The sequence below is a fragment of the Picosynechococcus sp. NKBG042902 genome, from assembly GCF_963864045.1.
Classification (GTDB): domain Bacteria; phylum Cyanobacteriota; class Cyanobacteriia; order Cyanobacteriales; family MRBY01; genus MRBY01.
Genome location: NZ_CAWLTV010000070.1, coordinates 45607 through 66315 on the forward strand (window position 1 = coordinate 45607; position 20709 = coordinate 66315).

The window sequence follows — 20709 nt, forward strand, 5'->3', positions numbered from 1 at the left end:
TTAACCCTCTAGCTCTGTGCTGAGTTGGTAAATGTGGCGGCGGGATAAATTCAGCTGTTGGGCGAGGGTGCGACTAGCCCCAGAACGACTCATGCCCTGTTGCATTAACGCCTGAAGTTGGGCCAAAATTTCAGCATCGGTCAGTGCCTCGTGGTCAGTTTGTGGGCTTGCTCCGGCCAAGATCAAGGTAAATTCTCCCTTGGGGTTGTGCTGCTGGTAATGGGTGAGGGCGGTTTCGAGGGTGCCGCGCCGAAATTCTTCATGGAGTTTTGTCAGTTCCCTGGCGCAGACAAGGGGGCGATCGCCTTCAAAATGTTCCAGCAAATCCGTTAAGGTTTTCACCAATCGGTGGGGTGCTTCATAGAAAATCAGGGTGCGGGGTTCTTGGGATAGCTGTGTTAGTAACTGGTGGCGATCCTTCTTTTTCGGAGGTAAAAAACCTTCAAAGACAAATTTTTCCGGCGATAATCCAGAGGCAATTAAGCCCGTGAGTCCGGCACTGACCCCAGGAATGGGCACCACCGTAATTTCTGCGTCGATCGCACTGGTGACCAACTCAAAGCCCGGATCGCTGATCCCCGGTAATCCGGCATCACTCACGAGGGCAATATTTAGCCCACTGCGTAATTTTTCGAGGAGTTGCGCCTGCCGTTGGTGGCGGTTGTGGTCGTGGTAGCTAATTTGGGGGGTGGCAATTTGAAAATGCTTGAGAAGTTTGCCGGTGTGTCGGGTGTCTTCGGCGGCGATTAGATCGACGTTTTTGAGGGTGGCGATCGCCCGGAAAGTCATGTCATCGAGATTGCCAATGGGGGTGCCCACCAGATAAAGGGTGCCGGAGGTCGTCATGATTTACGTGAGAAAAATTAGGGACTGGGACAAACTAAAAAGGGATGGTTTCTGGGGCCAGGAGCCAATCGCGAATCGTTAGGGCCGTCGCTGGGGCCAGGAGGACGCCATTGCGGTAGTGGCCTGTGGCCAGGAGGATATTGTCGTAATCCGCTAACCCTTTGAGAACGGGAGCGCCTTGACCGTTGGGCCGGGGCCGTTTCCCTGACCAATGCCGGAGAATTTCTGCATTTTTTAAAAGCGGATAGAAGGCGATCGCCTTTTGGAGCACTTGATCAGCGAGGGTGGTGTCTGGAGTGATTCCACCTGTTTCAGCGGGAAATTCCACCGTCGCCCCCACCCAATATTCCCCTTGGCCCAGGGGTACCACATGGATATCTTCAAAGCTAACCACGGGTTGAAAAAGAGTTTGCGGTTCAAGATTTTTTGGCACGCGCAGGTGAAAGGCTTGCCCCAACACTGGCCCCAGGGACAGGCTTTCGGTTAGATGTTTCGTAATTTCTAGGGAACCCAGACCCGCTGAAACAATGAGCCAATTGCAAGGATAGCTGTTTTGATCTGTGCTAATTTTTTGACAATGTTGATCCGTTATCTCCAACTTGGGTTGGGAAATGCCAAAGTGGCAATGCGCACCATTCTGTTGGGCGACGGCTAGTAAGGCTTCGGTAAAGGGGATGGGCTGCACCTGGAAATCCTGGGGCGAAAAAATGCCGCCAGCGGCTTCCTTGGCTTGGAGGTGGGGACAATGTTGTTGAATGATTTCTTGATCCCAGATTGCCAACTGCCAACCCGATGCTTGGCGCAATTCCCGGAGGCGATCGCCTTTTTCCAGTTCCTCTGGTTCCCGCAATAATTTCAAAATGCCGTGGGGATTGTGGGGTACTGGCTGATCCGCAGCGGCAAGCTCTTCTAAAAGTCTCGGGAAACGTTCCATACTGCGGCGGCGTAAAGTCCAAGCGCGTCCCTTCGTTTTGCGACTGATGATCCCCATCAGCACCCCCAAGGCCGCCCCCGTCGAGCCCCTGGCGGGTTGGGCTGTGTCCAAAACCGTAATCTCGAACTGATCCAGTTGACTCAATTCATAGGCGATCGCCGCCCCAACGACCCCCGCCCCTAAAATCACAACCCGTTTCACCATCGCTTAATCCCGAACCTTGGCAATGACCGTGCGGTGACGAGCCGTATTTTCTTGGATGAAGGGCGCTTCAAACCCAGCCCGCTGCAATTCCTGGGCCACATCGAGACCGAAATATTGATCCAAATAGGGTTCTGTACTTTTGAGCAACGTCAAAATATAGGGGGGCATTTTTTTATAAACTTCCGCCTGGGGGTTCATGTCCATCAGCGCGAAGTAACCGCCGGGCTTGAGGAGTCGTTTCGCCTCCCGGAAAATGGCGATCGCCGCTGTTTGGGGAAGCTCATGGAAAATCAAAGAACAGGAGACTAAATCAAACGATTGTCCAGGCAGTTGGGTGTCCTCTCCGGGCGCGTGGCACCAGGTAAACTGATCAGCGTGATGAGCGGTGCGATATTTTGCCACTGCGAGAAAATAGGGCGACAAATCCACCCCTGTTAACTGAGCATTGGGGAAAACCTGCTGTAGCGCCTCCGTGCTCATGCCCACACTGCAGCCAATATCAACAATTTTTTCCGGGGTAATATCGATGTTGAATTTCAAAATTTGGTGATAACTATCCCGCAACAACGCATCCCCTTGGACGTTCGGTTCCCCAAACAAGGTTGAATGGACAGAATAGGCCGCCGACTCGACCTCTAGGGCCGGCTCCCAACCCAAATTTCCGGACTCATAGGCATGGAAGGAACGCAGGTAGTATTCGGGATAAGCTAAATCTGGATTTTCAACCGCCGCGAGATCTGCTTGCCAATCCCGTTTTTGTAGGGTCGCCACAGTTTCTCGCCAGGGCACCCCTAACTTTTCGGCCCGTTGAATCATCATTGCCCTAGCACGGTTTTTCGCCAGGGCGGCGATTGGTCGGATCGCTAAAAGGCCGTTGACTAGCTTGACACGGAAATCAGTGGGTTGGCGAGGCGGGCTTACGGTCATCGTTGAAATGAATACAACAGGGTTTGTGGGCGTAATCTATTTTACAGGTGATCTTCCCTGGGGAATTTTTGGGGGCGATCGCCTTCGTGATTCACACCATTGGCCCCTAACGCTCTCTCTGGGCTCTCCGGTTACCCACCATGTACAGTCCGATAAATAAAAGCTAAAGTGGGGGGTGAGCAGTAAATATTTTCGGACTAAGGAATGATTTTTAACTCTGACTTCTTTTCCGCCGACGTTGACGAACAAGCCGCAAACAATTTAATGGAATACTTGCAACAGCAAAATCCGGACGTACTTGCACGGGTGGCCCAGTCCGCTAGCTCGGAGATAAAAGATATCATCGCCCACAATGTCAGAGGCTTAATCGGTGTCTTACCCCCAGATGATTTTCAAGTGAGCATCACCACCGACCGCGAAAATTTAGCAAATCTCCTGGCGTCCGCCATGATGACGGGCTATTTCCTCGGTCAGATGGAACAACGCATGAACCTAGAATCGAGCTTAGTTGAATCAGGTTCTCTCCATACGGACTTAGATTTTGAATAGTCACTGGCAAAATTTGCCCAAAAAAAAGATGGTCTAAAAAAACCACCTCAAATAATCAAATTGTTTGATTTCGGTTCACAAGGGAAACTTTTCCCTTATTTTTTATGCCTTAAACCAGATTGAGTTTTTTGCGGGCTGTCTCTACCCGTTCCTCGGCGTTGGTTTGTACTGCGTCAAACTGTTCAATCACTTCACCGGGGAATTTTTCGAGGGCCTGGAGAGAAAGGGAAATGCGATTATTGTTTTCTTCGATGTCCGTGATCAGCACCCGCACCGTTTGGCCGATACTAAAAAGGGCTTCGAGTTGGTCAACGGGCTTGGCGCTAATTTGACTGCGGTGGAGCAGCCCGGTCATGCCATCGAGTTCAATGAAAACGCCGTAGGGTTTAATGTTTACCACGGTGCCACTGACTAAAGCCCCAATCGACAGGCGACGCATCACTTCGGCTTGGGCGGCATAGCGCTGGGACAGAACCAATTTGCGACGCTCTTGGTCAAACTCCAGGAAATTAACCGTCAGGAGTTGTCCCATCAGATTATCAATATTTTTATCGACTAGGTGGGAATTGGGAATAAAGCCCCGCAGACCTTGGACATCACCAGTGACGCCGCCCCGATTGCTACCTGTGACCCGCATCTGGACAGAGTTGCCTGCTTCGGCGGCCTGGGCGAGATCTTCCCATACCCGTTGTTCGGCTAATTTGCGGCGGGATAGGGTGACTTGGCCTTCGGCGTTTTGACCCCGGACAATCAAAAATTCAACGGTTTCGCCCACGGGCAGAGCCGTATGGGCATCTGTTTCGCCTGCCAGGAGTGCGTCCCGGAGGGGAGAAAACCCAGGTGATTTTCCACCAATATCCACGAGGACGCCATCGGATAGATGTTCAAAAATTTTTCCTGTGACCACTTGCCCCTGTTCGAAATGGTAGTCATGTTCGGTGAGGGCATGCTCAAAGTCGTCCATGGAAAAGGCGATCGCGGGATTAGGCTCTGCAGTCATTGTGAATAAATGTCTGATACGAAAAAAGTTTGGAATAGGCTTAATCCTATCGTACTCCGGTTCTTTCGTAGCGTCAGGGTCGGAAGCTAGGCGGGATTAGGCGAGATGGGACATGGCTCGTAAAAGTTTTGGTCGGCCTGGAGCATTGCTGTAAATTTTTCGGCGGGTACCGGCGGACTAAACAAAAATCCCTGAATCTCGTCACAATGTTGCGTCTTGAGAAATTCTAATTCGGCCATGGTTTCGACTCCCTCGGCGACGGTGGTCAGTTCGAGTTGTTTCGCCATCATGATGATGTGTTTGACGATGGTGGAGTTGGTAATGTTGTGGGCGACGTTGCGGACAAAGCAGCGGTCTATTTTAAGGATATCGAAGGGGAAATTTTGGAGATAACTCAGGGAGGAGTAGCCTGTCCCAAAATCATCAATGGCAATGGGAAAACCGGAGTTTTTTAGGGCTTGCAGATGGGCGATCGCCAACTCCACATCCGAGATCAAAATACTTTCGGTCACTTCCAGTTCGATTTGGGCCGGATTAATCCCATATTGCTGGGTAATTTCGACCAGATTTTCCACCAGTTGAGCCTGATAAAATTGCCGTCCAGAAAGATTAACAGCGATCCTAAGATCGCTCATGCCCCTTTGCATCCATTGTTGAGCCTGGTGACAGGCGGCCCGAAACACCCATTCTCCAATGCTGGCGATCAAACCATTTTTTTCAGCGAGGGGAATAAACTTCGCCGGTGAGACCATACCTAAGGTGGGATGAAACCAGCGAATGAGCGCTTCTGCACCAACAATTTTGCCCGTCGTCGTACTAATTTTAGGTTGGTAATACAAGGTCAGTTGATTGTTTTGGATCGCGTCGTAGAGATCCGCATCAAGCAGTAGATTTTGGTGATTGGCATTAATTTGCGCTTCTTGGAAATGGAAATAATAGTTCGTGCTGCCCCGTTGACGCGCCGTTTCCATCGCCTCTTTTGCTTGGTTGAGGTACTTATCGAAGTTGTATTCCCGGTAGGGCATGGTAATCATCCCGATGTACCAATTGATCAAGATCTTTTGCCCATTGACCGTCAGGGGGCTGCTAAAGGCTTCTAGGATCTGCTCTGCCATTTGATTGAGTTCGGCCTCATGCACCGCACAATTGGGGGGATAAATCACCACAAAATCTGTGTAATTTAAACAGGCTAAATAGGCCTCCTCGGCTACCACCGTCACCAACTGGCGCACGATATGTTTGAGGACAGCATTACCAAATTGATAGCCAAATAATTCGTTGATTTTTTCAAAGCGATCAACGCTCAGATAGAAAATGGGAATTTGCCACGACTCATGGGGTTGGAGTTGCTGCTGAACGAACGGTTCCCACTGTTTTAGGAGGCGGTTGAGGTCATCCCGGAGGGCGAGTTGATTGGGAAGCTGGGTAATGGGATCGTGGGTAACGGCGTAGTTGATTTGTTGGCGATCGCCAGCTTGTTTTTTTTGCTGAAAATACCCCTGCCAGGAGCGATGTTTCCGCAAACGTGTTTTAATAGCGTCAAGTAACTCGTAGGTGGTAAAGGGCTTTGTGAGGTAATCATCGGCCCCCAAGTTCATCCCTTGACGAATGTTTTCTTTCGTACCTTTGGCCGTTAAAAAAATGAATGGAATCGTTTCGGTTTCTGGATCTGCTTGGAGCACTTCTAAGACACTATAACCGTCCATGCCTGGCATCATAATGTCGCAAATAATCAAATCTGGACAATTTTCAATGGCGAGGCCGACGCCAATTTGTCCATTTTCTGCTTCTAGCACCTGATAATCTTCGGCGATGAGCAAGGTGACGATGAGCTCTCGGATCGAATCTTCGTCTTCAATAACGAGAATGGTAGGAGAAAGTGAGGAGGCAACCATAGTAGATGTTTCTCATGGGACTTGATGCGTCAGTCAGGGTTTACTCACGAAAGAGCAGGGAATTTTAACGCGAAATGTGGTGCCAGAATTCACGAGACTTGCGACCATAATCGTACCATTGTGTAAGTCAATGTAACGTTTCACAATGTGTAGCCCTAAGCCTGTGCCTGGAATTTTGCCAACATTTTGAGCCCGGTGAAAGGGTTCAAATAAATGGGGTAAATCGGCTTGGGGAATGCCAATTCCCCGGTCAGTGATGGTGATGCTGATTTGGCGATCGCCACAACAAACTACTAGGCTGACGGCTTCACCGGGAAAGGAGTATTTGAGGGCATTCGAGAGTAAATTAGACAGAATGTGGCGAATAATCTTGGCGTCTAGGACGGGTAAGAGGCGGCGATCGCCTTGGTATTGGGGAACGAAATCAAACTGGATCGGGTGGGTATGGCCAAACACCACTTGCAACTCTTCGATAATGTCCTGGCACAGCCCTTCAAAATGCACGGGCGCTGGCTCTAGGGTGAGTTGTCCTGCATCGACGCGACTGACCGAAAGGACATCGTCAACGAGGGTTTGGAGCCGTTGGGCCGCCCCTTTAATTCGCTGTAGATGCCGCCGTTGCGCTTCTGGGTTGAATTTGTGAGCGTATTGTTCGAGGAGTTCAGTAAAGCCCAAAATCGAGGTCAAAGGGGTGCGGAATTCATGGGAGGCAATGTCAATGAAACGGGTTTTCAGTTGATTGAGTTCTTTTTCGCGCATCAGGGCATTGTGCATATCTAGCTCTACCTGTTTGCGATCGCTAATGTCACGCATCACCCCAATCACCCAAAACTGATCCGAATCTTGCGCAGTAATATCTTTGGGCACTCCCCGGTCTTGGATCCAAACATAGGAGCCGTCATGGTGCTGGAATCGATAGTCCAACTCGTAGGCTTGCTGTTGAGCGAAGGCTTGTTCGAGAGTGGCCAAAACTTTCGTTTGATCGTCCGGATAGAGCCGCTCTAGCCAAGTTTGACAATCATTACCCATTTCCGCCGCCGAATACCCCAAAACCCGTGTAAAATCCCCGTACCAAACCATTGCACCTGAGGTTAAACAGCGTTCATAGACGATGTCGCCAAGGGCTTGAATTAGAGCAGGATTATATTGCATGGGCAGGGTGGGATAAGACGCACAGAAAAAAAGAAAAATCAGACGAGAAATGATGGGGGATTGCTGATCCCTAAACGGCAATCAATTTGAAAAGTTTGATCAGAAAGCCTCTGGAAATTAGTGTAATACTGATTAAATAAACTCATTAGTGCTTTGCAACTAAGCTTTAAGGTTGGGCGATGGTAATGGTTCGGGAAAAAAATTTTTGGGAAGAAAAATATCAAACGGCTCAACATCGCTGGGATCTCGGCCAAGCAGCGCCACCGCTCCAGGATTTTTTCGCAAAGACAGCGCCATTACCCCAAGGGGAATGGGGGGTTTTGGGTTGTGGCCAGGGCCATGATGCTGTGTTTTTAGCAAAACAGGGGTTCTCAGTAACAGGGGTTGATTTTGCCCCAGCGGCGATCGCCGCCGCGAAAGCATTAAGCCAAGAGCATGGTGTTACCCTTACTTTACTCGAAGAAAATATTTTTGATCTCAAAAAAAGTCATAAAAGTCACTTTGATTATCTGTTCGAGCATACCTGTTTCTGTGCGATCGCCCCAGAGCAGCGTCCCGACTACGTTACCTTGGCGGCCACAATCCTTAAACCAGGGGCCAAACTCTACGGCATTTTCTACACCCACAACAAAACGGGAGGCCCGCCCTTTGGCACAACCCCCCAGGAAGTAATTCAGTTGTTTTCCCCACAATTTACGATTCTTGCCCTCGATCCGATTCAAAATTCTGTGCCGAGTCGGCAAGGGGATGAACATTGGGGGATCTTGCAAAAGAAATAGGCGATCGCTTTAATGCATCACCATGCCGCCATCCACATTAAACGTTTGACCTGTAATGTAAGCGGCGGCGGGATCAGCGGCGAGGAAACGGATCATCCCAGCAATTTCTTCCGGTTGACCATAGCGGCCCAGGGGAATGTACTTGAGAATTTCATCGGCTTCGAGGCCTTCGGTCATGTCAGTGGTAATAAAACCAGGGGCCACGGCATTAACCACGATATTTCGACTGGCCAGTTCCTTAGCGACAGTCTTCGTAAAACCAATCACCCCGGCTTTGGCGGCGCTGTAGTTAGCTTGACCAGGGTTCCCCATTAGTCCGGCCACAGAGGTGATGTTGATAATCCGGCCCCGGCGTTTTTTCATCATCGGTTTGGTGACGGCTTTGGTGCAGAGAAAGACGCCCGTGAGGTTGAGATCAATGACAGCCTGCCAGGCATCGAGCTTCATGCGCATCAGTAGGGTATCTTTTGTGATTCCGGCGTTGTTGACGAGGATATCGATCTGGCCCCATTGGGCGAGGGTTTTTTCGACGAGATCGTTGACTTGATCTTCCTGGGACACATCGGCTTGGAGGGCGATCGCCTCGCCTCCGGCGGCCTGAATTTCCGCGACCAATGCCTCGGCAGCAGCACTGGAACGGGCGTAGTTGATCACCACCTTTGCACCTTCTGTGGCGAGGGCGATCGCCGTGGCTTTACCAATCCCCCGAGACGCCCCGGTGACGATGGCCACTTGATCCTTCAGACGTTGTTGCGCGGCGGGTAAAAGCTCCATTGCCTATCTCTCCAAAAGTCTTTGCGTTTTGATGACTGGGTTATCATAGGAGTTAGGGTCGTGCGATCGCAACAATTCCCCTCGCAATCTCGTTTCGGAGCTATTTTCCATGGCTGTCAAAAAACAATTTTCCAGTTTTGAAGCAATGTTACAGGCTGCCGAAAAGCCTGTTTTAGTCGATTTTTATGCAACCTGGTGTGGCCCCTGCCAAATTATGGGCAAAACCCTCGAAGAAATCAGTCCCCAAATGGCCAATGAAATTCAAATCGTTAAAGTAGACGGCGATCGCTATCCGGCCCTTGCCTCCCACCACGGTGTCCATGCCTATCCCACCCTCGTGCTCTACAACAAAGGACAATTAGTTTCCCGCATCGAAGGGGCCGTTGCCGCGCCACAACTGATGCAACAAATCCGCCGCGCCCTCCAAAATTAAGCCTTTAACATCACTCCCCTGGTGGTGAGCTTAACGGTTACCGCTCAAAATATTCAATCTAAATCCCAGGGAATATTTACATTTCTTGACCCGGCCGGGTCTTTTTTTGTGAGCAAAAAATCACATCGTAAACTTATGAGAAGAAAGGCTTTTTTCCCCTTCCATTAGGGTTTCGATTTACGTTACAGTCAGAGATAAGGAAATCAAATAAAGTCACAGAAAAATTTTTTGCCAGTAATCCAAAAATTGGGGAATTTTTCGGGACATAATCGAGATTTTTGGCAGTTGATAGAGATTTAGGGAGCGCAATATGGTGTGGCAAAAGTTAAGAAAATTCGCAGGTCATTTCGTGGCGCGGCCAGTGGCGCTGCTGCTGGGTTTAGGTCTGACGGCGATCGCCCCAAATTTAGCCCAGGGAGCAACCCTCGAACACCGTGCCCTGAGTCGGAGTGAAAACTTTTTTGCGTCCCTAAATACCCGCTTGATTGCCCAGCAGCAAAGTGCCGTCTTTGTTTATGGAACTTCTCCCGTTGCCCAACAATTAGGCCAGGACTACATGGTGCTTCAGGTAAATGACAACAACCGGGTGCAAGGGGTCTTTTACCAAGTGAATTCGGAATATGCTTGCTTTTCGGGCGCGATTAACAACGGTAAGTTAGATTTAGCCGTCCTCGATCCCTACGAACAGGTGGCCTATGATTACCAATTAGATTATGTGGCTAAGGGGTTTGTCGCCGCTGGTGGCGATCGCCCGACATTGCAAATGGTTCCGGCGGGTTTCCAACCGATCAATGTTCCTAGTGAGCTAGATTATGCCCTGCTCAAAGAATGTGCCGATTTCCAGGCGCCAACTAAGGCCGTTGTTGATATTTAACACGCTTTTGAACCTTAAGATTCAGTCCCCCTAGATGAAAAAATTTAGGGGGATTTTTGATCGAGAAATTGGGCGAGGCTTAATCCTTGAGGAGGAGATAGTAAAGATTACCCGGATCGTTGACGAGACCAGCGCGGGTTTGGGTGTTTGGCCCGGTGCCGAGGAAAATATCAACCCGGCCAGCCCCTTTGATCGCGCTGCCTGTGTCTTGATCGAGGACATAACGACTGACGGGAAGTTTTAACCAGTCTCCATTGGCCCGCTGGTAAGGAAGCTGGGTCGCAATAAAGGCGATCGCCCCTGGGGGAAAAATGCTTTTGTCGGTGGCAATCGACCGCTCTGCCAAGACGGGTACCCCAATACTACCGATGGGCGGCGACCCAAAGGTTTCCCGGAAAAAGATAAAACGATTATTGCGGGGAATGTAATTACTGAGTTCTGCGGGGTTCGCCTCAAAATAGTCAATTAATTTGGGGAGGCTTAATTCTTCTGGCTGAAAAATGCCCTCGTTAATCAATTCTTTGCCCAAGCTGACATATTCATAATCGGTGCTGCCATCAAAACCAATGGTCATGGTGCGGCCATTGGTCAGTTGCAACCGGGCAGAACCTTGCACCTGAATTAGGTAGGCTTCGAGGCGACTTTTTAGCCAAACCAATTCATGCCCCCGCAAGGGACTATCGCTCGGCGGAATACCATCACGGCCTTCTAAGGCTACACGACCGGGGTGGGGTTGCGACCAAGTTTTAAAACCGGGGGGCTGACGATAGAGGGGATATTGAAATTCGTTAGTTTTAACGGGGCTGGCGACGTAGGCTGGTTCAAAATAAGCGGTAAAGTCCACCTGGCCCATGCCATCTTTACCCACAGAGCGATAGAAGACAAATTCCAGCTGGATCGCTTGGTGTAATTGGCGGGGGTCGGGATATTGTTGCACCAACTGCCGAAAGCGCACTAGCGATCGCCGCACCTTTTCTCGACTGAAGCCGGGGACTTGTACCGCTGCGTAATCCGCTTGGGCAGTATTGGTATCGATGTAGCGCAGGCTATGGTCAATGGCGTTGAGTAACTTTTGGCGTTCTTGGTTTTGCCACAGGCCGTAATCCGGTAAGGCGATCGCCGCTGGGGTTGTGGTCGGTTGGAGTACCTGGGCGAGGCCCGGCTGACTGACTAAACTTGCGCTGGCTCCCAGGGTGGCAATGGTTAGACTTGACCAAAAAATTTTCATAACATCTTCTTTCCTTAGACGCCCCACAGAATCTTGCCATTGTAACTTGAAGCCTAAAAATCTCCCGATTGCGTCCGGCCATGGGCGATCGCCACCTATGTTTTAGATAAAAAAACTTATTCAATTCATCAAAAAGATAGTTTTCCCAATGGAGACAATTGGTAGGGGGCTATGGTTAGATGTTAATCAATACAAAATAAAATTTTCATAGATATTAAACTATGCTCCTGTTGCACTGACAACTTAACTCACACCCAACAGGCTAAGCAACGAATCCTTTATGGTTTGTTTAAGTGCTTTGCTCACTACTGATCTGAAAAATGCGTAACCATGCAGATAACCAACAAAATTCACTTTAGGAATATCCGCGGCGATATTTTTGGCGGGCTAACGGCGGCGGTCATTGCGTTGCCCATGGCCCTCGCCTTCGGGGTGGCATCCGGTGCCGGGGCCGAGGCCGGTCTCTGGGGTGCTGTGCTTGTGGGCTTCTTTGCCGCCCTTTTTGGGGGAACCCCCACCCTCATTTCTGAACCCACAGGGCCGATGACGGTGGTTATGACCGCTGTGATTGCCCATTTCACGGCCAGCGCCGCTACTCCAGAAGAAGGTTTGGCGATCGCCTTTACCGTCGTGATGATGGCCGGGGTGTTCCAAATTATTTTTGGCGCCCTCAAACTCGGCAAATACGTCACCATGATGCCCTACACCGTGATTTCTGGCTTCATGTCAGGGATTGGAATTATCCTGGTCATTTTGCAATTAGCACCCTTCCTGGGACAGGCGAGTCCGGGGGGCGGCGTCATCGGCACGCTCCAAAATTTACCCACACTACTGAGTAATATTCAACCGGGCGAAACAGCCTTAGCTTTAGGCACCGTGGCGATCATCTGGTTTATGCCAGAGAAGTTTAAAAAGGTAATCCCGCCCCAATTGGTCGCCCTTGTCCTGGGGACGGTAATCGCCTTTTTCGTTTTCCCGCCAGAAGTAAGCGATCTCCGTCGCATCGGTGAAATTCGAGCCGGGTTCCCAGAGCTGGTAAGACCGAGCTTCAGTGCAGGGGAATTCCAGAGGATGATTCTCGATGCGGCAGTGCTAGGGATGCTCGGTTGTATCGATGCCCTCTTGACTTCGGTCGTTGCCGATAGCTTGACCCGGACAGAACATAATTCCAATAAAGAATTAATTGGTCAGGGTCTAGGGAACCTCTTTTCCGGCTTGTTTGGCGGGATTGCCGGGGCTGGGGCCACCATGGGGACTGTGGTAAATATCCAGTCTGGTGGTCGATCTGCACTGTCTGGATTGGTGCGGGCCTTTGTCCTGTTGGTTGTGATCCTGGGGGCTGCGAGTTTGACGGCAACCATTCCCCTGGCTGTGTTAGCAGGGATTGCCTTCAAGGTCGGGGTTGACATTATTGACTGGAGTTTCCTGAAACGGGCTCACGAAATCTCCCCCAAGGGAGCCTTTATTATGTACGGCGTCATTTTGTTAACGGTCTTGGTTGACTTGATTGTTGCCGTGGGTGTGGGTGTCTTTGTGGCTAACGTGCTCACCATCGAACGGATGAGTAATCTCCAGTCCGAAAAAGTCCAAACGGTCAGTGATGCTGACGATAATATCCGCCTGACGAATACTGAAAAACGCTGGTTGGATGAAGGTCAAGGCCGCGTTCTTTTGTTCCAACTCAGTGGGCCGATGATCTTTGGGGTCGCAAAGGCGATCGCCAGGGAACACAATGCCATGGGTGACTGTGACGCCCTCGTCTTTGATATCGGTGAAGTGCCCCACATGGGGGTGACCGCTTCCCTAGCCCTAGAAAATGCCATTGAAGAGGCCCTCGACAAAGAACGTCAGGTTTATATTGTCGGTGCTGCGGGCCAAACCCGTCGCCGTCTGGAAAAACTCAAGCTCTTTAAGCGGGTTCCCCCCGATAAATGTTTAATGTCGCGGGAAGAAGCCCTCAAGAATGCCGTGCTCGGAATCTATCCCCATTTGGCGGATGGTGTGACGGCTCCCAGTTCAGAGATGGGTTAAGGCCCTGATCTGCGGTGGGTTCCTGGCTATCTTGGTCTAACCTTCCGGCTTATCTTAGGGCGGTATGGTCGGCAGATAGCCCTCTCCGGGTTCGATTTTCACTTTTGTCCCATCCCTGCAATATTTGCGATCGCTTTTTACCACAACGTTTGAGGCAAAAATTCTATGCTAAGTCCCACAATCTTTTCTGGTAGTCTGCCAGGATTGACGGATTTCGTTCCTTCCCTGTCCCTGGCGACAACCCCGGAAGCTGACTATGGTTCATTTGTTTTAACCGGCGTTTTAATGACCCTGGTGGTGATCTACGCCATGAGTAAGTTGGGGGGAGAACTCTCCAAACGGGTCGGCTTACCCCCTGTATTAGGGGAACTGGTCGGAGGTGTTCTGGTTGGGGTCTCGGCGCTCCACCTTATTGTCTTTCCGGAAACAGGGGCCACGGCGGCCGACTCAAGTTTAATGCTGTTTTTGCAGCAGCTTGGTGGTTTAGATGGCACTGCCCTTGAGCATATTTTTGCCAGCCAAAGCGAAGTGATCTCGGTATTGGCAGAGCTTGGGGTCATTGTGCTGTTATTTGAGATTGGCCTTGAGTCAGATCTCCGGGAGCTGAGTAAGGTGGGCTCCCAGGCTGCAGTGGTCGCGATTGTCGGGGTGGTGGCACCTTTCCTCTTGGGGACGGTGGGCCTAGTGACGTTGTTCCATACGCCGATTATCCCTGCTATTTTTGCGGGGGCCGCCCTCACGGCCACGAGTATTGGCATTACCTCGAAGGTGCTGTCGGACTTGGGTCAGCTAAAGTCCACCGAAGGCAAAATCATTGTCGGTGCGGCGGTGATTGACGATGTACTGGGGATTATTGTTCTAGCGGTCGTCGCGAGTTTGGCCAAGACCGGGGAAGTGGATCTCCTGAATGTGGTCTATCTGATTATTGGGGCCAGTGCTTTTCTGTTGGGTTCGATTCTGCTCGGTAAATTCTTTAACCAAGGTTTTGAGGCGATCGCCGCCAAACTAAAAACCCGGGGTGCGCTGTTGATTCCGGCCTTTGCCTTTGCGTTGGTGATGGCGATCATTGCGAACCTCATTCATTTAGAAGCCATTTTAGGGGCCTTCGCAGCGGGTCTCGTGTTGGATGAAACGGATCTCCGTAAGGAGTTAGACCGCCAGGTAATGCCTATTGCCGACTTTTTAGTGCCGATCTTTTTTGTAACCGTGGGAGCAAAAGCAGACCTTGGTGTTCTGAATCCCTTCGAGTCTGCCAACCGCGCTGGATTAGTGATTGCTGCGTTCCTCATCGTTGTGGCGATTGTCGGGAAGGTAATCACGGGCTGGGCCGTCTTTGGTCAACCGGGGGTGAATCGCTTGGCCATTGGTTTTGGGATGATTCCCCGGGGAGAAGTGGGCCTCGTTTTTGCGGGCATTGGTTCTGCTAGTGGTGTGTTAGATAAGCCCCTAGAAGCAGCCATCATTGTGATGGTGATCTTGACCACTTTCTTAGCACCGCCGCTCCTCCAGGCTGTTTTAAATAAGCCCCAGGATCCGGATGTGCCTGCCGACCGGGAAGCCCTTGAGAAAAGTTTGTCGGTGTAGGAAATCATTAATGGGGGATTGTCATCAGGGACATCCCCCACTCGGACGGAGGGAATTCAGCCATGTCGATGTCTATGCTCGAAGCCTGTGTGTTTGCAGTAATCTTCATTGGGTTTTTCGGCATCATTTTCAAAAAAAATCTGATTATGAAAATCCTGGCCATGGATGTGATGAGTACAGGGGTGATTGCGTATTACATTCTTGTGGCAGCCCGTGGGGGAATTTTTGCCCCCATTGTGGATGCGGAACAGGGGGCGATCGCCTATGCCGATCCGGTGCCCCAGGCCGTGATTTTGACGGCGATTGTGATCGGCTTTTCGATTCAGGCCTTGATGCTCGTGGGCGTGATGAAGTTGTCACGGGATAATCCGACCTTAGAAACCAGCGAAATCGAGAAAAGCCACACGCCATGATCGACAACATCACAATTATTTGGATTTTGTTGCCGTTTGTTGTGGGGTTTAGTATTTATCTCTTGCCCCGCTGGAACCGTTACTTTGCTTTGGCGATCGCCGCTCTATCGGTGATCTATAGTATCGGTCTGCTTTGGAGTCTAGAGCCTTTTACCCTAGAGCTCTTGGATAGCTTCGGCGTCACCCTGATGTTCGATGAACTGAGCGGCTATTTCATTTTGATGAATGGGCTGGTGACGGGGGCTGTACTCCTTTATTGTTTTGACAAGCAGAAATCACCCTTTTTCTATACCCAGCTGGTGATCCTCCATGGGGCCGTGAATGCAACATTTTGCTGTGCGGATTTGATCAGTCTGTATGTCGCCCTAGAGTGCATTGGGATTGCCGCATTTTTATTGATCACCTATTCCCGCAGCGATCGCTCCCTCTGGGTTGGCCTGCGCTATCTCTTCATTAGCAATACCGCGATGTTGTTTTATCTCATTGGTGCGGTATTGGTCTACCAAGCGAGTAATTCCTTTGCTTTTTCGGGTTTGGCAGTGGCCCCCAAGGAGGCGATCGCCTTAATCTTTTTAGGCTTACTGACCAAGGGGGGCATTTTTGTCTCTGGTCTGTGGCTCCCCCTCACCCATGGAGAATCAGAAACCCCCGTATCTGCCCTTTTATCAGGGGTTGTGGTTAAAGCTGGCGTTTTTCCCCTGGCCCGCTGCGCCCTATTAGTGCCAGAGCTTGATCCTGTGGTGCGATTATTCGGTGTGGGTACGGCTCTGTTGGGGGTTGGCTATGCGGTTTTTGAGAAAGATACAAAACGAATGTTGGCTTTTCACACCGTTTCCCAATTGGGTTTTGTGTTGGCCGCGCCAGCGGTGGGTGGGTTTTATGCCCTTACCCATGGCCTCGTTAAAGGCGCGCTTTTTCTCACGGCGGGACAGTTATCCAGTCGCAATTTTAAAGTTTTGCGCGAACAGTCGATTCCCCGGGCTTACTGGTGGGTCTTGGTGCTGGCCTGTGCTTCGATCTCTGGCTTGCCCTTTTTGGCGGGCTACAGTTCTAAAATTCTGACGATGAAAAATATTCTGCCTTGGCAAAGCTTCGCCCTCAATGTGGCGGCGGTGGGGACAGCAATTTCCTTTGCGAAATTCATTTTCCTCCCGAAAAAAACAGACCCCAGCCTCAAAATTTTGCCGAATTTTTATGGTGCAATTGTGCTGCTCCTGGGTGGGTTGTTTGTGACCAACAGCTTTTACCTGGAAGCCTATCAACCCAGTAATATCCTCAAGGCGTTAGTCACCATCGGCATCGGTTGGCTGGCCTATGGGCTGATTTTCCAGCGGATTACGGTCAAGCTGCCCCGGGTCGTGGAGCAATTTGAACATCTGGTGGGGGTGATGAGTCTTGTGTTGACGGGTTTGTTTTGGCTGGTGTTGGCTTAGGACAACTCTCAGTGGTCGTTAGTTTAGGGAGGACGATAACCATGAATGAATTGACCATTGGCTGGGTAATTTTTCCCTTTGTGGTGGGCTTTAGTATTTATTTACTGCCCAAGATTGATCGTTATCTGGCGATTTTCGTTTCTATTGGTTCGTTAATCTTTGGCCTTGTCCAAATTTTTCAGCCGGAACCCTACAGCCTTAAGCTCCTGGGGATGTATGGGGTGGATCTACTGGTGGATGACCAGAGCGGCTATTTTATTTTGACCAATGCGGCGGTGGCGATCGCCGTGACGGTGTACTGCTGGAAAAGTAACAAAAGTGCTTTTTTCTTTACCCAGTTGGTGGTTTTGCACGGGGCCCTCAATGCCGTTTTTGTCTGCGCCGATCTGATTAGCCTCTACGTTGCCCTGGAGGCCATTAGCATTGCGGCTTTTTTGTTGATGACCTACCAGCGTACCGACCGTTCCATTTGGATTGGTCTCCGGTATTTATTCCTCAGCAATACGGCGATGCTGTTCTATCTCATTGGGGCGGTGCTAGTTTACCAAGCAACAAAATCCTTCGCTTTTGCGGGTCTGGCCGAAGCCCCCAGCGATGCGATCGCCCTGATTTTCCTGGGCCTACTCACCAAGGGCGGTGTCTTTATTTCGGGATTTTGGTTGCCCCTAACCCACTCCGAAGCAGAAACCCCCGTATCGGCGATGTTGTCCGGTGTCGTGGTTAAAGCGGGAATTTTCCCCCTCCTGCGCTGCGGCATTTTGGTGCCAGACCTGGATCTGTGGCTGAGGCTGTTCGGGCTGGCCACCGCCCTGTTGGGGATTACCTTTGCCATTCTCGAAACCGACGCCAAACGTTTACTGGCTTTTAGCACCATCTCAAAATTAGGGTTGTTGCTCTCAGCACCAGCAGTGGCGGGTTTGGCGGCCCTCTCCCATGGTTTAGTGAAATCTTCTTTATTTTTGATGGCGGGGCAATTGCCCACCCGCAATTTTCAGGAACTGCGCCAAACTAAAATCGCGAGTAGTCTGTGGCTGCCCTTGGCGATCGCCTGCCTGTCGATGGTCGGGATGCCGTTGCTGCTTGGCTTTAGCTCAAAGGCCCTCCTGCTTAAAAATATTGCGCCCTGGCAGGAAATGGGTCTGAATATTGCCGCCGTGGGGACAGCCCTGGCCTTCGCCAAATTCTTGTTTATTCCCCATGATGCCGCGACGAAATTTACTGCAAAAAGTGTGACCTTTTGGGGGGCGATCGCCTTTTTATTAAGCGGTGTCATCCTCGGCAATGGTTTTTATCTCGAAGCCTATGAATTTTCTAATATCCCCAAGGCCTTGATCAAAATTGCTGTTGGCTGGGTGTTGTACTGGCTGATTATGAAACGTCTCGAATTTAAGCTGCCCCGGATCTTTGAAGAATTTGAGCAGCTGATCGGCGGCATGAGCGTTGTCTTAACTGGATTATTTTGGATGGTGACCCTATGATCGGCATTCTCGATATTTTTCTGATTTTAATGATCTGGTTTCTGCTCACGGCAGACCTGAGTGCCGCCAATATTCTCATCGGCGTGATTATTGCGATCTTGATGCCCGGTAAACGCTTTGATGCGGCTCAGATCAAAGATTGGCTCCATGTGTTTTGGGAAATTATCATTGCGATTCCCCAGGCCTATTTTGAAGCCTTTGAAATGATTTTTCGCCCCCATCTCTATGAAACCGTCACCATGGAGCGGGTAAAGCCAAATCGGACTCCAGGCTTAATTTTTCTCGATATTTTTCTGATTACCTTTACCCCGAAAACAATTGTGCTGCATTATCACAAAGACGGTTGGTACGAAGTTCACCGTGTGCAAAGGAGGAAACTCAAATGACTTGGATTTTTGGGGCGATGATCGGCGCGTTACTGCTGCCGATTTATGAGGCGATCCAGGATCAAGATATTTGGCAAAAGCTCCTGGCCTTCGCCAGCATTGCCAGTAAGACCTCGGTGATGATTTTGGTGATTTCGGTGCTGCGGGATGACTGGACGGTCGGGGTTGTTGGTGTCCTAATTTTGTGCGTCGGCAATGCGGCGTTAATGCTACTAGCTCACATTTTGAGGCGGGTGAATTTACCATGAGCACTTTGATCAATATCCTCAGCTACGGCTGCATCATTGTGGGGGTGATCTTTTGGTTTTGGGGCACGGCTCCCCTGCTGGGTAATCGTTCTGTGTTGTTTAAATTACATACTCTGTCGGTCTCTGACACCTTGGGTTCGATGGCGATTATGGCGGGGCTACTGCTAAAAATTCCTAGGGAATGGCCCCTGCTGATTTTGGCGATTATTGCCCTCGCCATTTGGAATACGGTACTGGGGTATGTGCTGGCCTATTGTTCGAGTCGTGGAGGCGGTGATGAACGGATCTAATTTTGACTGGTTTGTGGGGGCGATCGCCTTGTTATTGCCCGTGACGGGGGGATTATTAGTCGCCCAAAAAAATCCTTACTATGCGTTGGTGATTCGGGGAATCCTGGGGGCGATCGCCGCACTCCTTTACGCGATGTTCGGGGCGGCGGATGTGGCTTTAACCGAAGCATTGGTGGGGACGATGCTGTCCATTACCCTCTATGCGGTGGCCGTGCGTTCTTCGATGAGTATGCGTTTAGGGGTTTTGGCCACTGGCACAGATACCGTTAATCTCATCCAAAAAATTAATCCTCTGCTCAAGCAGGTACTGGGCAAATATCATTTACGCCTGGAACCCGTGGTATTTGAAGATACCCAAGCCCTGGGTCAAGCCCTGGCGCAGAAAAATGTGCACTGTATTTTGCAGGTGGATGGCGATGGGCACCTTCATGTCCTGAAAACCCGTGTACCACGGCTCTATGAAATCTTTAAAACCTCAGCCCTGACGGATGTGATCGAACTGCAACTGCTAGAGCTACAGCCTACCCCTGAAGTCGTTGGGCCGTCGTCGCCGCAATCCCTTATGGAGAATCATCAATCATGAAGTGGGTTTACCTTGCCTTTGGTATTTCTTTATTTGTGAAAATGCTCGTCTTCCCGAATTTTGCGATGGAAGGGGAGATTGGGGCGATCGCCGAAGTGGTGGCCGCCGAAGCGGGGGTACCCAATGCCGTATCGGGGATTATTTTGCGCAATCGCCTCTACGACACCGGCTTTGAAGTGATGGTTTTTACCCTGGCGATCATGGGCGTGCGTTTTTTACTGGCCGACGAACACCCCTCGAAGGAAGTCAAGCAATTTACCGATTCCCCTTCCATTGTCCTGGCGCGGTTGGGGGCGACCATTGCGGCCCTGATTGGGATTGAACTGGCCATTCGGGGACACCTCAGCCCTGGGGGTGGTTTTGCCGCCGGTGTTGCAGGCGGGACGGCCATTGGTCTGGTGGCGATCGTCTCTTCGCCCCAATGGATGGACGCCATTTATAAAAAGTGGAATGCAGCGATTCTCGAAAAAATTTCGGTACTGGTCTTTTTCCTGTTAGCAGCGTTGTCCCTGATGGGCTTCCAGCTCCCCCACGGTGAATTTGGCACGTTATTTAGTGGTGGTTGGATCACGATCCTCAATATCGTCGTGGCGGTCAAGGTTGCCCTGGGCTCCTGGGCGGCGATTTTAATGTTTATTCGCTATCGCGGTTTACTGTAGCCCACGGGA

General features: G+C 50.6%; 22 protein-coding genes. 14 read left to right on the top strand and 8 right to left on the bottom strand.

The annotated features are described in order from the left end of the window. The 3 genes from rsmI to AACR41_RS09025 are packed head-to-tail and all read right to left on the bottom strand — an operon-like array spanning position 1 to position 2911. On the bottom strand, positions 1 to 846 hold the full coding sequence (gene rsmI, locus AACR41_RS09015; RefSeq protein WP_030006861.1) for a 16S rRNA (cytidine(1402)-2'-O)-methyltransferase: 846 nt from the start codon (positions 844 to 846) through the stop codon (positions 1 to 3). A gap of 34 nt (positions 847 to 880) precedes the next feature. Beyond that, positions 881 to 1984: an NAD(P)/FAD-dependent oxidoreductase gene (locus AACR41_RS09020; RefSeq protein ID WP_030006862.1), complete on the bottom strand. Its 1104-nt coding sequence runs from the start codon at positions 1982 to 1984 to the stop codon at positions 881 to 883. Positions 1985 to 1987: 3 nt separating this feature from the next. Next, positions 1988 to 2911, bottom strand: coding sequence for a class I SAM-dependent methyltransferase (locus AACR41_RS09025; protein ID WP_030006863.1), 924 nt, complete (start codon positions 2909 to 2911; stop codon positions 1988 to 1990). A 204-nt stretch (positions 2912 to 3115) separates the two neighbouring features. Here AACR41_RS09025 and AACR41_RS09030 point away from each other — a divergent pair, with 204 nt between their 5' ends. Then, positions 3116 to 3460, top strand: a complete 345-nt coding sequence (locus AACR41_RS09030; protein ID WP_012307958.1) for a DUF760 domain-containing protein — start codon at positions 3116 to 3118, stop codon at positions 3458 to 3460. Between the two features lie 109 nt (positions 3461 to 3569). Here AACR41_RS09030 and AACR41_RS09035 read toward each other — a convergent pair whose 3' ends face one another. The 3 genes from AACR41_RS09035 to AACR41_RS09045 all read right to left on the bottom strand — a co-directional run bounded on the left by AACR41_RS09035 (position 3570) and on the right by AACR41_RS09045 (position 7507). Next, positions 3570 to 4460, bottom strand: a complete 891-nt coding sequence (locus AACR41_RS09035) for a S1 RNA-binding domain-containing protein (RefSeq protein WP_030006864.1) — start codon at positions 4458 to 4460, stop codon at positions 3570 to 3572. Between the two features lie 86 nt (positions 4461 to 4546). Beyond that, entirely contained in the window at positions 4547 to 6355 is a 1809-nt protein-coding gene (locus AACR41_RS09040) for a putative bifunctional diguanylate cyclase/phosphodiesterase (RefSeq protein WP_030006865.1), read from the bottom strand. Positions 6356 to 6388: 33 nt separating this feature from the next. Then, positions 6389 to 7507: a PAS domain-containing sensor histidine kinase gene (locus AACR41_RS09045; RefSeq protein WP_030006866.1), complete on the bottom strand. Its 1119-nt coding sequence runs from the start codon at positions 7505 to 7507 to the stop codon at positions 6389 to 6391. Positions 7508 to 7686: 179 nt separating this feature from the next. On the opposite strand from AACR41_RS09045, the gene AACR41_RS09050 reads away from it, so the two are divergent. Then, positions 7687 to 8286 (top strand): methyltransferase domain-containing protein, encoded by a 600-nt coding sequence (locus AACR41_RS09050; RefSeq protein WP_030006867.1) that lies wholly within the window; start codon positions 7687 to 7689, stop codon positions 8284 to 8286. 9 nt (positions 8287 to 8295) lie between these two features. On the opposite strand, the gene fabG is transcribed toward AACR41_RS09050, so the two are convergent. Next, the gene (gene fabG, locus AACR41_RS09055) at positions 8296 to 9060 is read right to left on the bottom strand and encodes a 3-oxoacyl-[acyl-carrier-protein] reductase (RefSeq protein WP_030006868.1); all 765 of its coding nucleotides are present in this window, start codon (positions 9058 to 9060) and stop codon (positions 8296 to 8298) included. 109 nt (positions 9061 to 9169) lie between these two features. Between fabG and AACR41_RS09060 the strand changes: the two genes are divergently transcribed. Next, complete coding sequence (locus tag AACR41_RS09060) at positions 9170 to 9493, top strand: thioredoxin family protein (protein ID WP_012307964.1); 324 nt, start codon at positions 9170 to 9172, stop codon at positions 9491 to 9493. Between the two features lie 310 nt (positions 9494 to 9803). Beyond that, positions 9804 to 10367 (top strand): hypothetical protein, encoded by a 564-nt coding sequence (locus AACR41_RS09065; RefSeq protein WP_012307965.1) that lies wholly within the window; start codon positions 9804 to 9806, stop codon positions 10365 to 10367. Positions 10368 to 10446: 79 nt separating this feature from the next. Here the strand turns inward: AACR41_RS09065 and mltA are convergent, their stop codons facing one another. Beyond that, the gene (mltA, locus tag AACR41_RS09070; protein WP_030006869.1) at positions 10447 to 11595 is read right to left on the bottom strand and encodes a murein transglycosylase A; all 1149 of its coding nucleotides are present in this window, start codon (positions 11593 to 11595) and stop codon (positions 10447 to 10449) included. A 330-nt stretch (positions 11596 to 11925) separates the two neighbouring features. Between mltA and bicA the strand changes: the two genes are divergently transcribed. The 10 genes from bicA to AACR41_RS09120 all read left to right on the top strand — a co-directional run bounded on the left by bicA (position 11926) and on the right by AACR41_RS09120 (position 20700). Next, positions 11926 to 13626: a bicarbonate transporter BicA gene (gene bicA, locus AACR41_RS09075; RefSeq protein WP_030006870.1), complete on the top strand. Its 1701-nt coding sequence runs from the start codon at positions 11926 to 11928 to the stop codon at positions 13624 to 13626. A 165-nt stretch (positions 13627 to 13791) separates the two neighbouring features. Further along, positions 13792 to 15210: a cation:proton antiporter gene (locus tag AACR41_RS09080; protein ID WP_012307968.1), complete on the top strand. Its 1419-nt coding sequence runs from the start codon at positions 13792 to 13794 to the stop codon at positions 15208 to 15210. Positions 15211 to 15272: 62 nt separating this feature from the next. Then, positions 15273 to 15623 (top strand): cation:proton antiporter subunit C, encoded by a 351-nt coding sequence (locus tag AACR41_RS09085; RefSeq protein ID WP_315862019.1) that lies wholly within the window; start codon positions 15273 to 15275, stop codon positions 15621 to 15623. Beyond that, positions 15623 to 17056, top strand: a complete 1434-nt coding sequence (locus AACR41_RS09090) for a cation:proton antiporter (RefSeq protein WP_045441879.1) — start codon at positions 15623 to 15625, stop codon at positions 17054 to 17056. Before AACR41_RS09085 ends, AACR41_RS09090 begins: the two co-directional genes overlap by 1 nt. 41 nt (positions 17057 to 17097) lie before the next feature. After that, complete coding sequence (locus tag AACR41_RS09095; protein ID WP_030006874.1) at positions 17098 to 18534, top strand: cation:proton antiporter; 1437 nt, start codon at positions 17098 to 17100, stop codon at positions 18532 to 18534. After that, a complete protein-coding gene (locus tag AACR41_RS09100; protein WP_030006875.1) occupies positions 18531 to 18920 on the top strand; it encodes a cation:proton antiporter in 390 nt (129 codons plus the stop codon). Before AACR41_RS09095 ends, AACR41_RS09100 begins: the two co-directional genes overlap by 4 nt. Next, complete coding sequence (locus AACR41_RS09105; protein WP_012307973.1) at positions 18917 to 19168, top strand: hypothetical protein; 252 nt, start codon at positions 18917 to 18919, stop codon at positions 19166 to 19168. Before AACR41_RS09100 ends, AACR41_RS09105 begins: the two co-directional genes overlap by 4 nt. Positions 19169 to 19173: 5 nt before the next feature. Next, the gene (locus AACR41_RS09110) at positions 19174 to 19458 is read left to right on the top strand and encodes a monovalent cation/H(+) antiporter subunit G (protein WP_041443973.1); all 285 of its coding nucleotides are present in this window, start codon (positions 19174 to 19176) and stop codon (positions 19456 to 19458) included. Beyond that, positions 19445 to 20041 carry a DUF4040 domain-containing protein gene (locus AACR41_RS09115; protein WP_030006876.1) on the top strand — a complete coding sequence of 199 codons (597 nt, stop codon included), beginning with the start codon at positions 19445 to 19447 and terminating at the stop codon, positions 20039 to 20041. Before AACR41_RS09110 ends, AACR41_RS09115 begins: the two co-directional genes overlap by 14 nt. Next, positions 20038 to 20700 (top strand): Na(+)/H(+) antiporter subunit B, encoded by a 663-nt coding sequence (locus AACR41_RS09120; protein ID WP_030006877.1) that lies wholly within the window; start codon positions 20038 to 20040, stop codon positions 20698 to 20700. Before AACR41_RS09115 ends, AACR41_RS09120 begins: the two co-directional genes overlap by 4 nt. Positions 20701 to 20709: the final 9 nt, after the last annotated feature.

What these genes read in the sequence shown, in the direction of transcription:
- rsmI (WP_030006861.1), bottom strand. Translation starts at nt 846, where the DNA reads ATGACGACCTCCGGCACCCTTTATCTGGTGGGCACCCCCATTGGCAAT.
- AACR41_RS09020 (WP_030006862.1), bottom strand. Translation starts at nt 1,984, where the DNA reads ATGGTGAAACGGGTTGTGATTTTAGGGGCGGGGGTCGTTGGGGCGGCG.
- AACR41_RS09025 (WP_030006863.1), bottom strand. Translation starts at nt 2,911, where the DNA reads ATGACCGTAAGCCCGCCTCGCCAACCCACTGATTTCCGTGTCAAGCTA.
- AACR41_RS09030 (WP_012307958.1), top strand. Translation starts at nt 3,116, where the DNA reads ATGATTTTTAACTCTGACTTCTTTTCCGCCGACGTTGACGAACAAGCC.
- AACR41_RS09035 (WP_030006864.1), bottom strand. Translation starts at nt 4,460, where the DNA reads ATGACTGCAGAGCCTAATCCCGCGATCGCCTTTTCCATGGACGACTTT.
- AACR41_RS09040 (WP_030006865.1), bottom strand. Translation starts at nt 6,355, where the DNA reads ATGGTTGCCTCCTCACTTTCTCCTACCATTCTCGTTATTGAAGACGAA.
- AACR41_RS09045 (WP_030006866.1), bottom strand. Translation starts at nt 7,507, where the DNA reads ATGCAATATAATCCTGCTCTAATTCAAGCCCTTGGCGACATCGTCTAT.
- AACR41_RS09050 (WP_030006867.1), top strand. Translation starts at nt 7,687, where the DNA reads ATGGTAATGGTTCGGGAAAAAAATTTTTGGGAAGAAAAATATCAAACG.
- fabG (WP_030006868.1), bottom strand. Translation starts at nt 9,060, where the DNA reads ATGGAGCTTTTACCCGCCGCGCAACAACGTCTGAAGGATCAAGTGGCC.
- AACR41_RS09060 (WP_012307964.1), top strand. Translation starts at nt 9,170, where the DNA reads ATGGCTGTCAAAAAACAATTTTCCAGTTTTGAAGCAATGTTACAGGCT.
- AACR41_RS09065 (WP_012307965.1), top strand. Translation starts at nt 9,804, where the DNA reads ATGGTGTGGCAAAAGTTAAGAAAATTCGCAGGTCATTTCGTGGCGCGG.
- mltA (WP_030006869.1), bottom strand. Translation starts at nt 11,595, where the DNA reads ATGAAAATTTTTTGGTCAAGTCTAACCATTGCCACCCTGGGAGCCAGC.
- bicA (WP_030006870.1), top strand. Translation starts at nt 11,926, where the DNA reads ATGCAGATAACCAACAAAATTCACTTTAGGAATATCCGCGGCGATATT.
- AACR41_RS09080 (WP_012307968.1), top strand. Translation starts at nt 13,792, where the DNA reads ATGCTAAGTCCCACAATCTTTTCTGGTAGTCTGCCAGGATTGACGGAT.
- AACR41_RS09085 (WP_315862019.1), top strand. Translation starts at nt 15,273, where the DNA reads ATGTCGATGTCTATGCTCGAAGCCTGTGTGTTTGCAGTAATCTTCATT.
- AACR41_RS09095 (WP_030006874.1), top strand. Translation starts at nt 17,098, where the DNA reads ATGAATGAATTGACCATTGGCTGGGTAATTTTTCCCTTTGTGGTGGGC.
- AACR41_RS09100 (WP_030006875.1), top strand. Translation starts at nt 18,531, where the DNA reads ATGATCGGCATTCTCGATATTTTTCTGATTTTAATGATCTGGTTTCTG.
- AACR41_RS09105 (WP_012307973.1), top strand. Translation starts at nt 18,917, where the DNA reads ATGACTTGGATTTTTGGGGCGATGATCGGCGCGTTACTGCTGCCGATT.
- AACR41_RS09115 (WP_030006876.1), top strand. Translation starts at nt 19,445, where the DNA reads ATGAACGGATCTAATTTTGACTGGTTTGTGGGGGCGATCGCCTTGTTA.
- AACR41_RS09120 (WP_030006877.1), top strand. Translation starts at nt 20,038, where the DNA reads ATGAAGTGGGTTTACCTTGCCTTTGGTATTTCTTTATTTGTGAAAATG.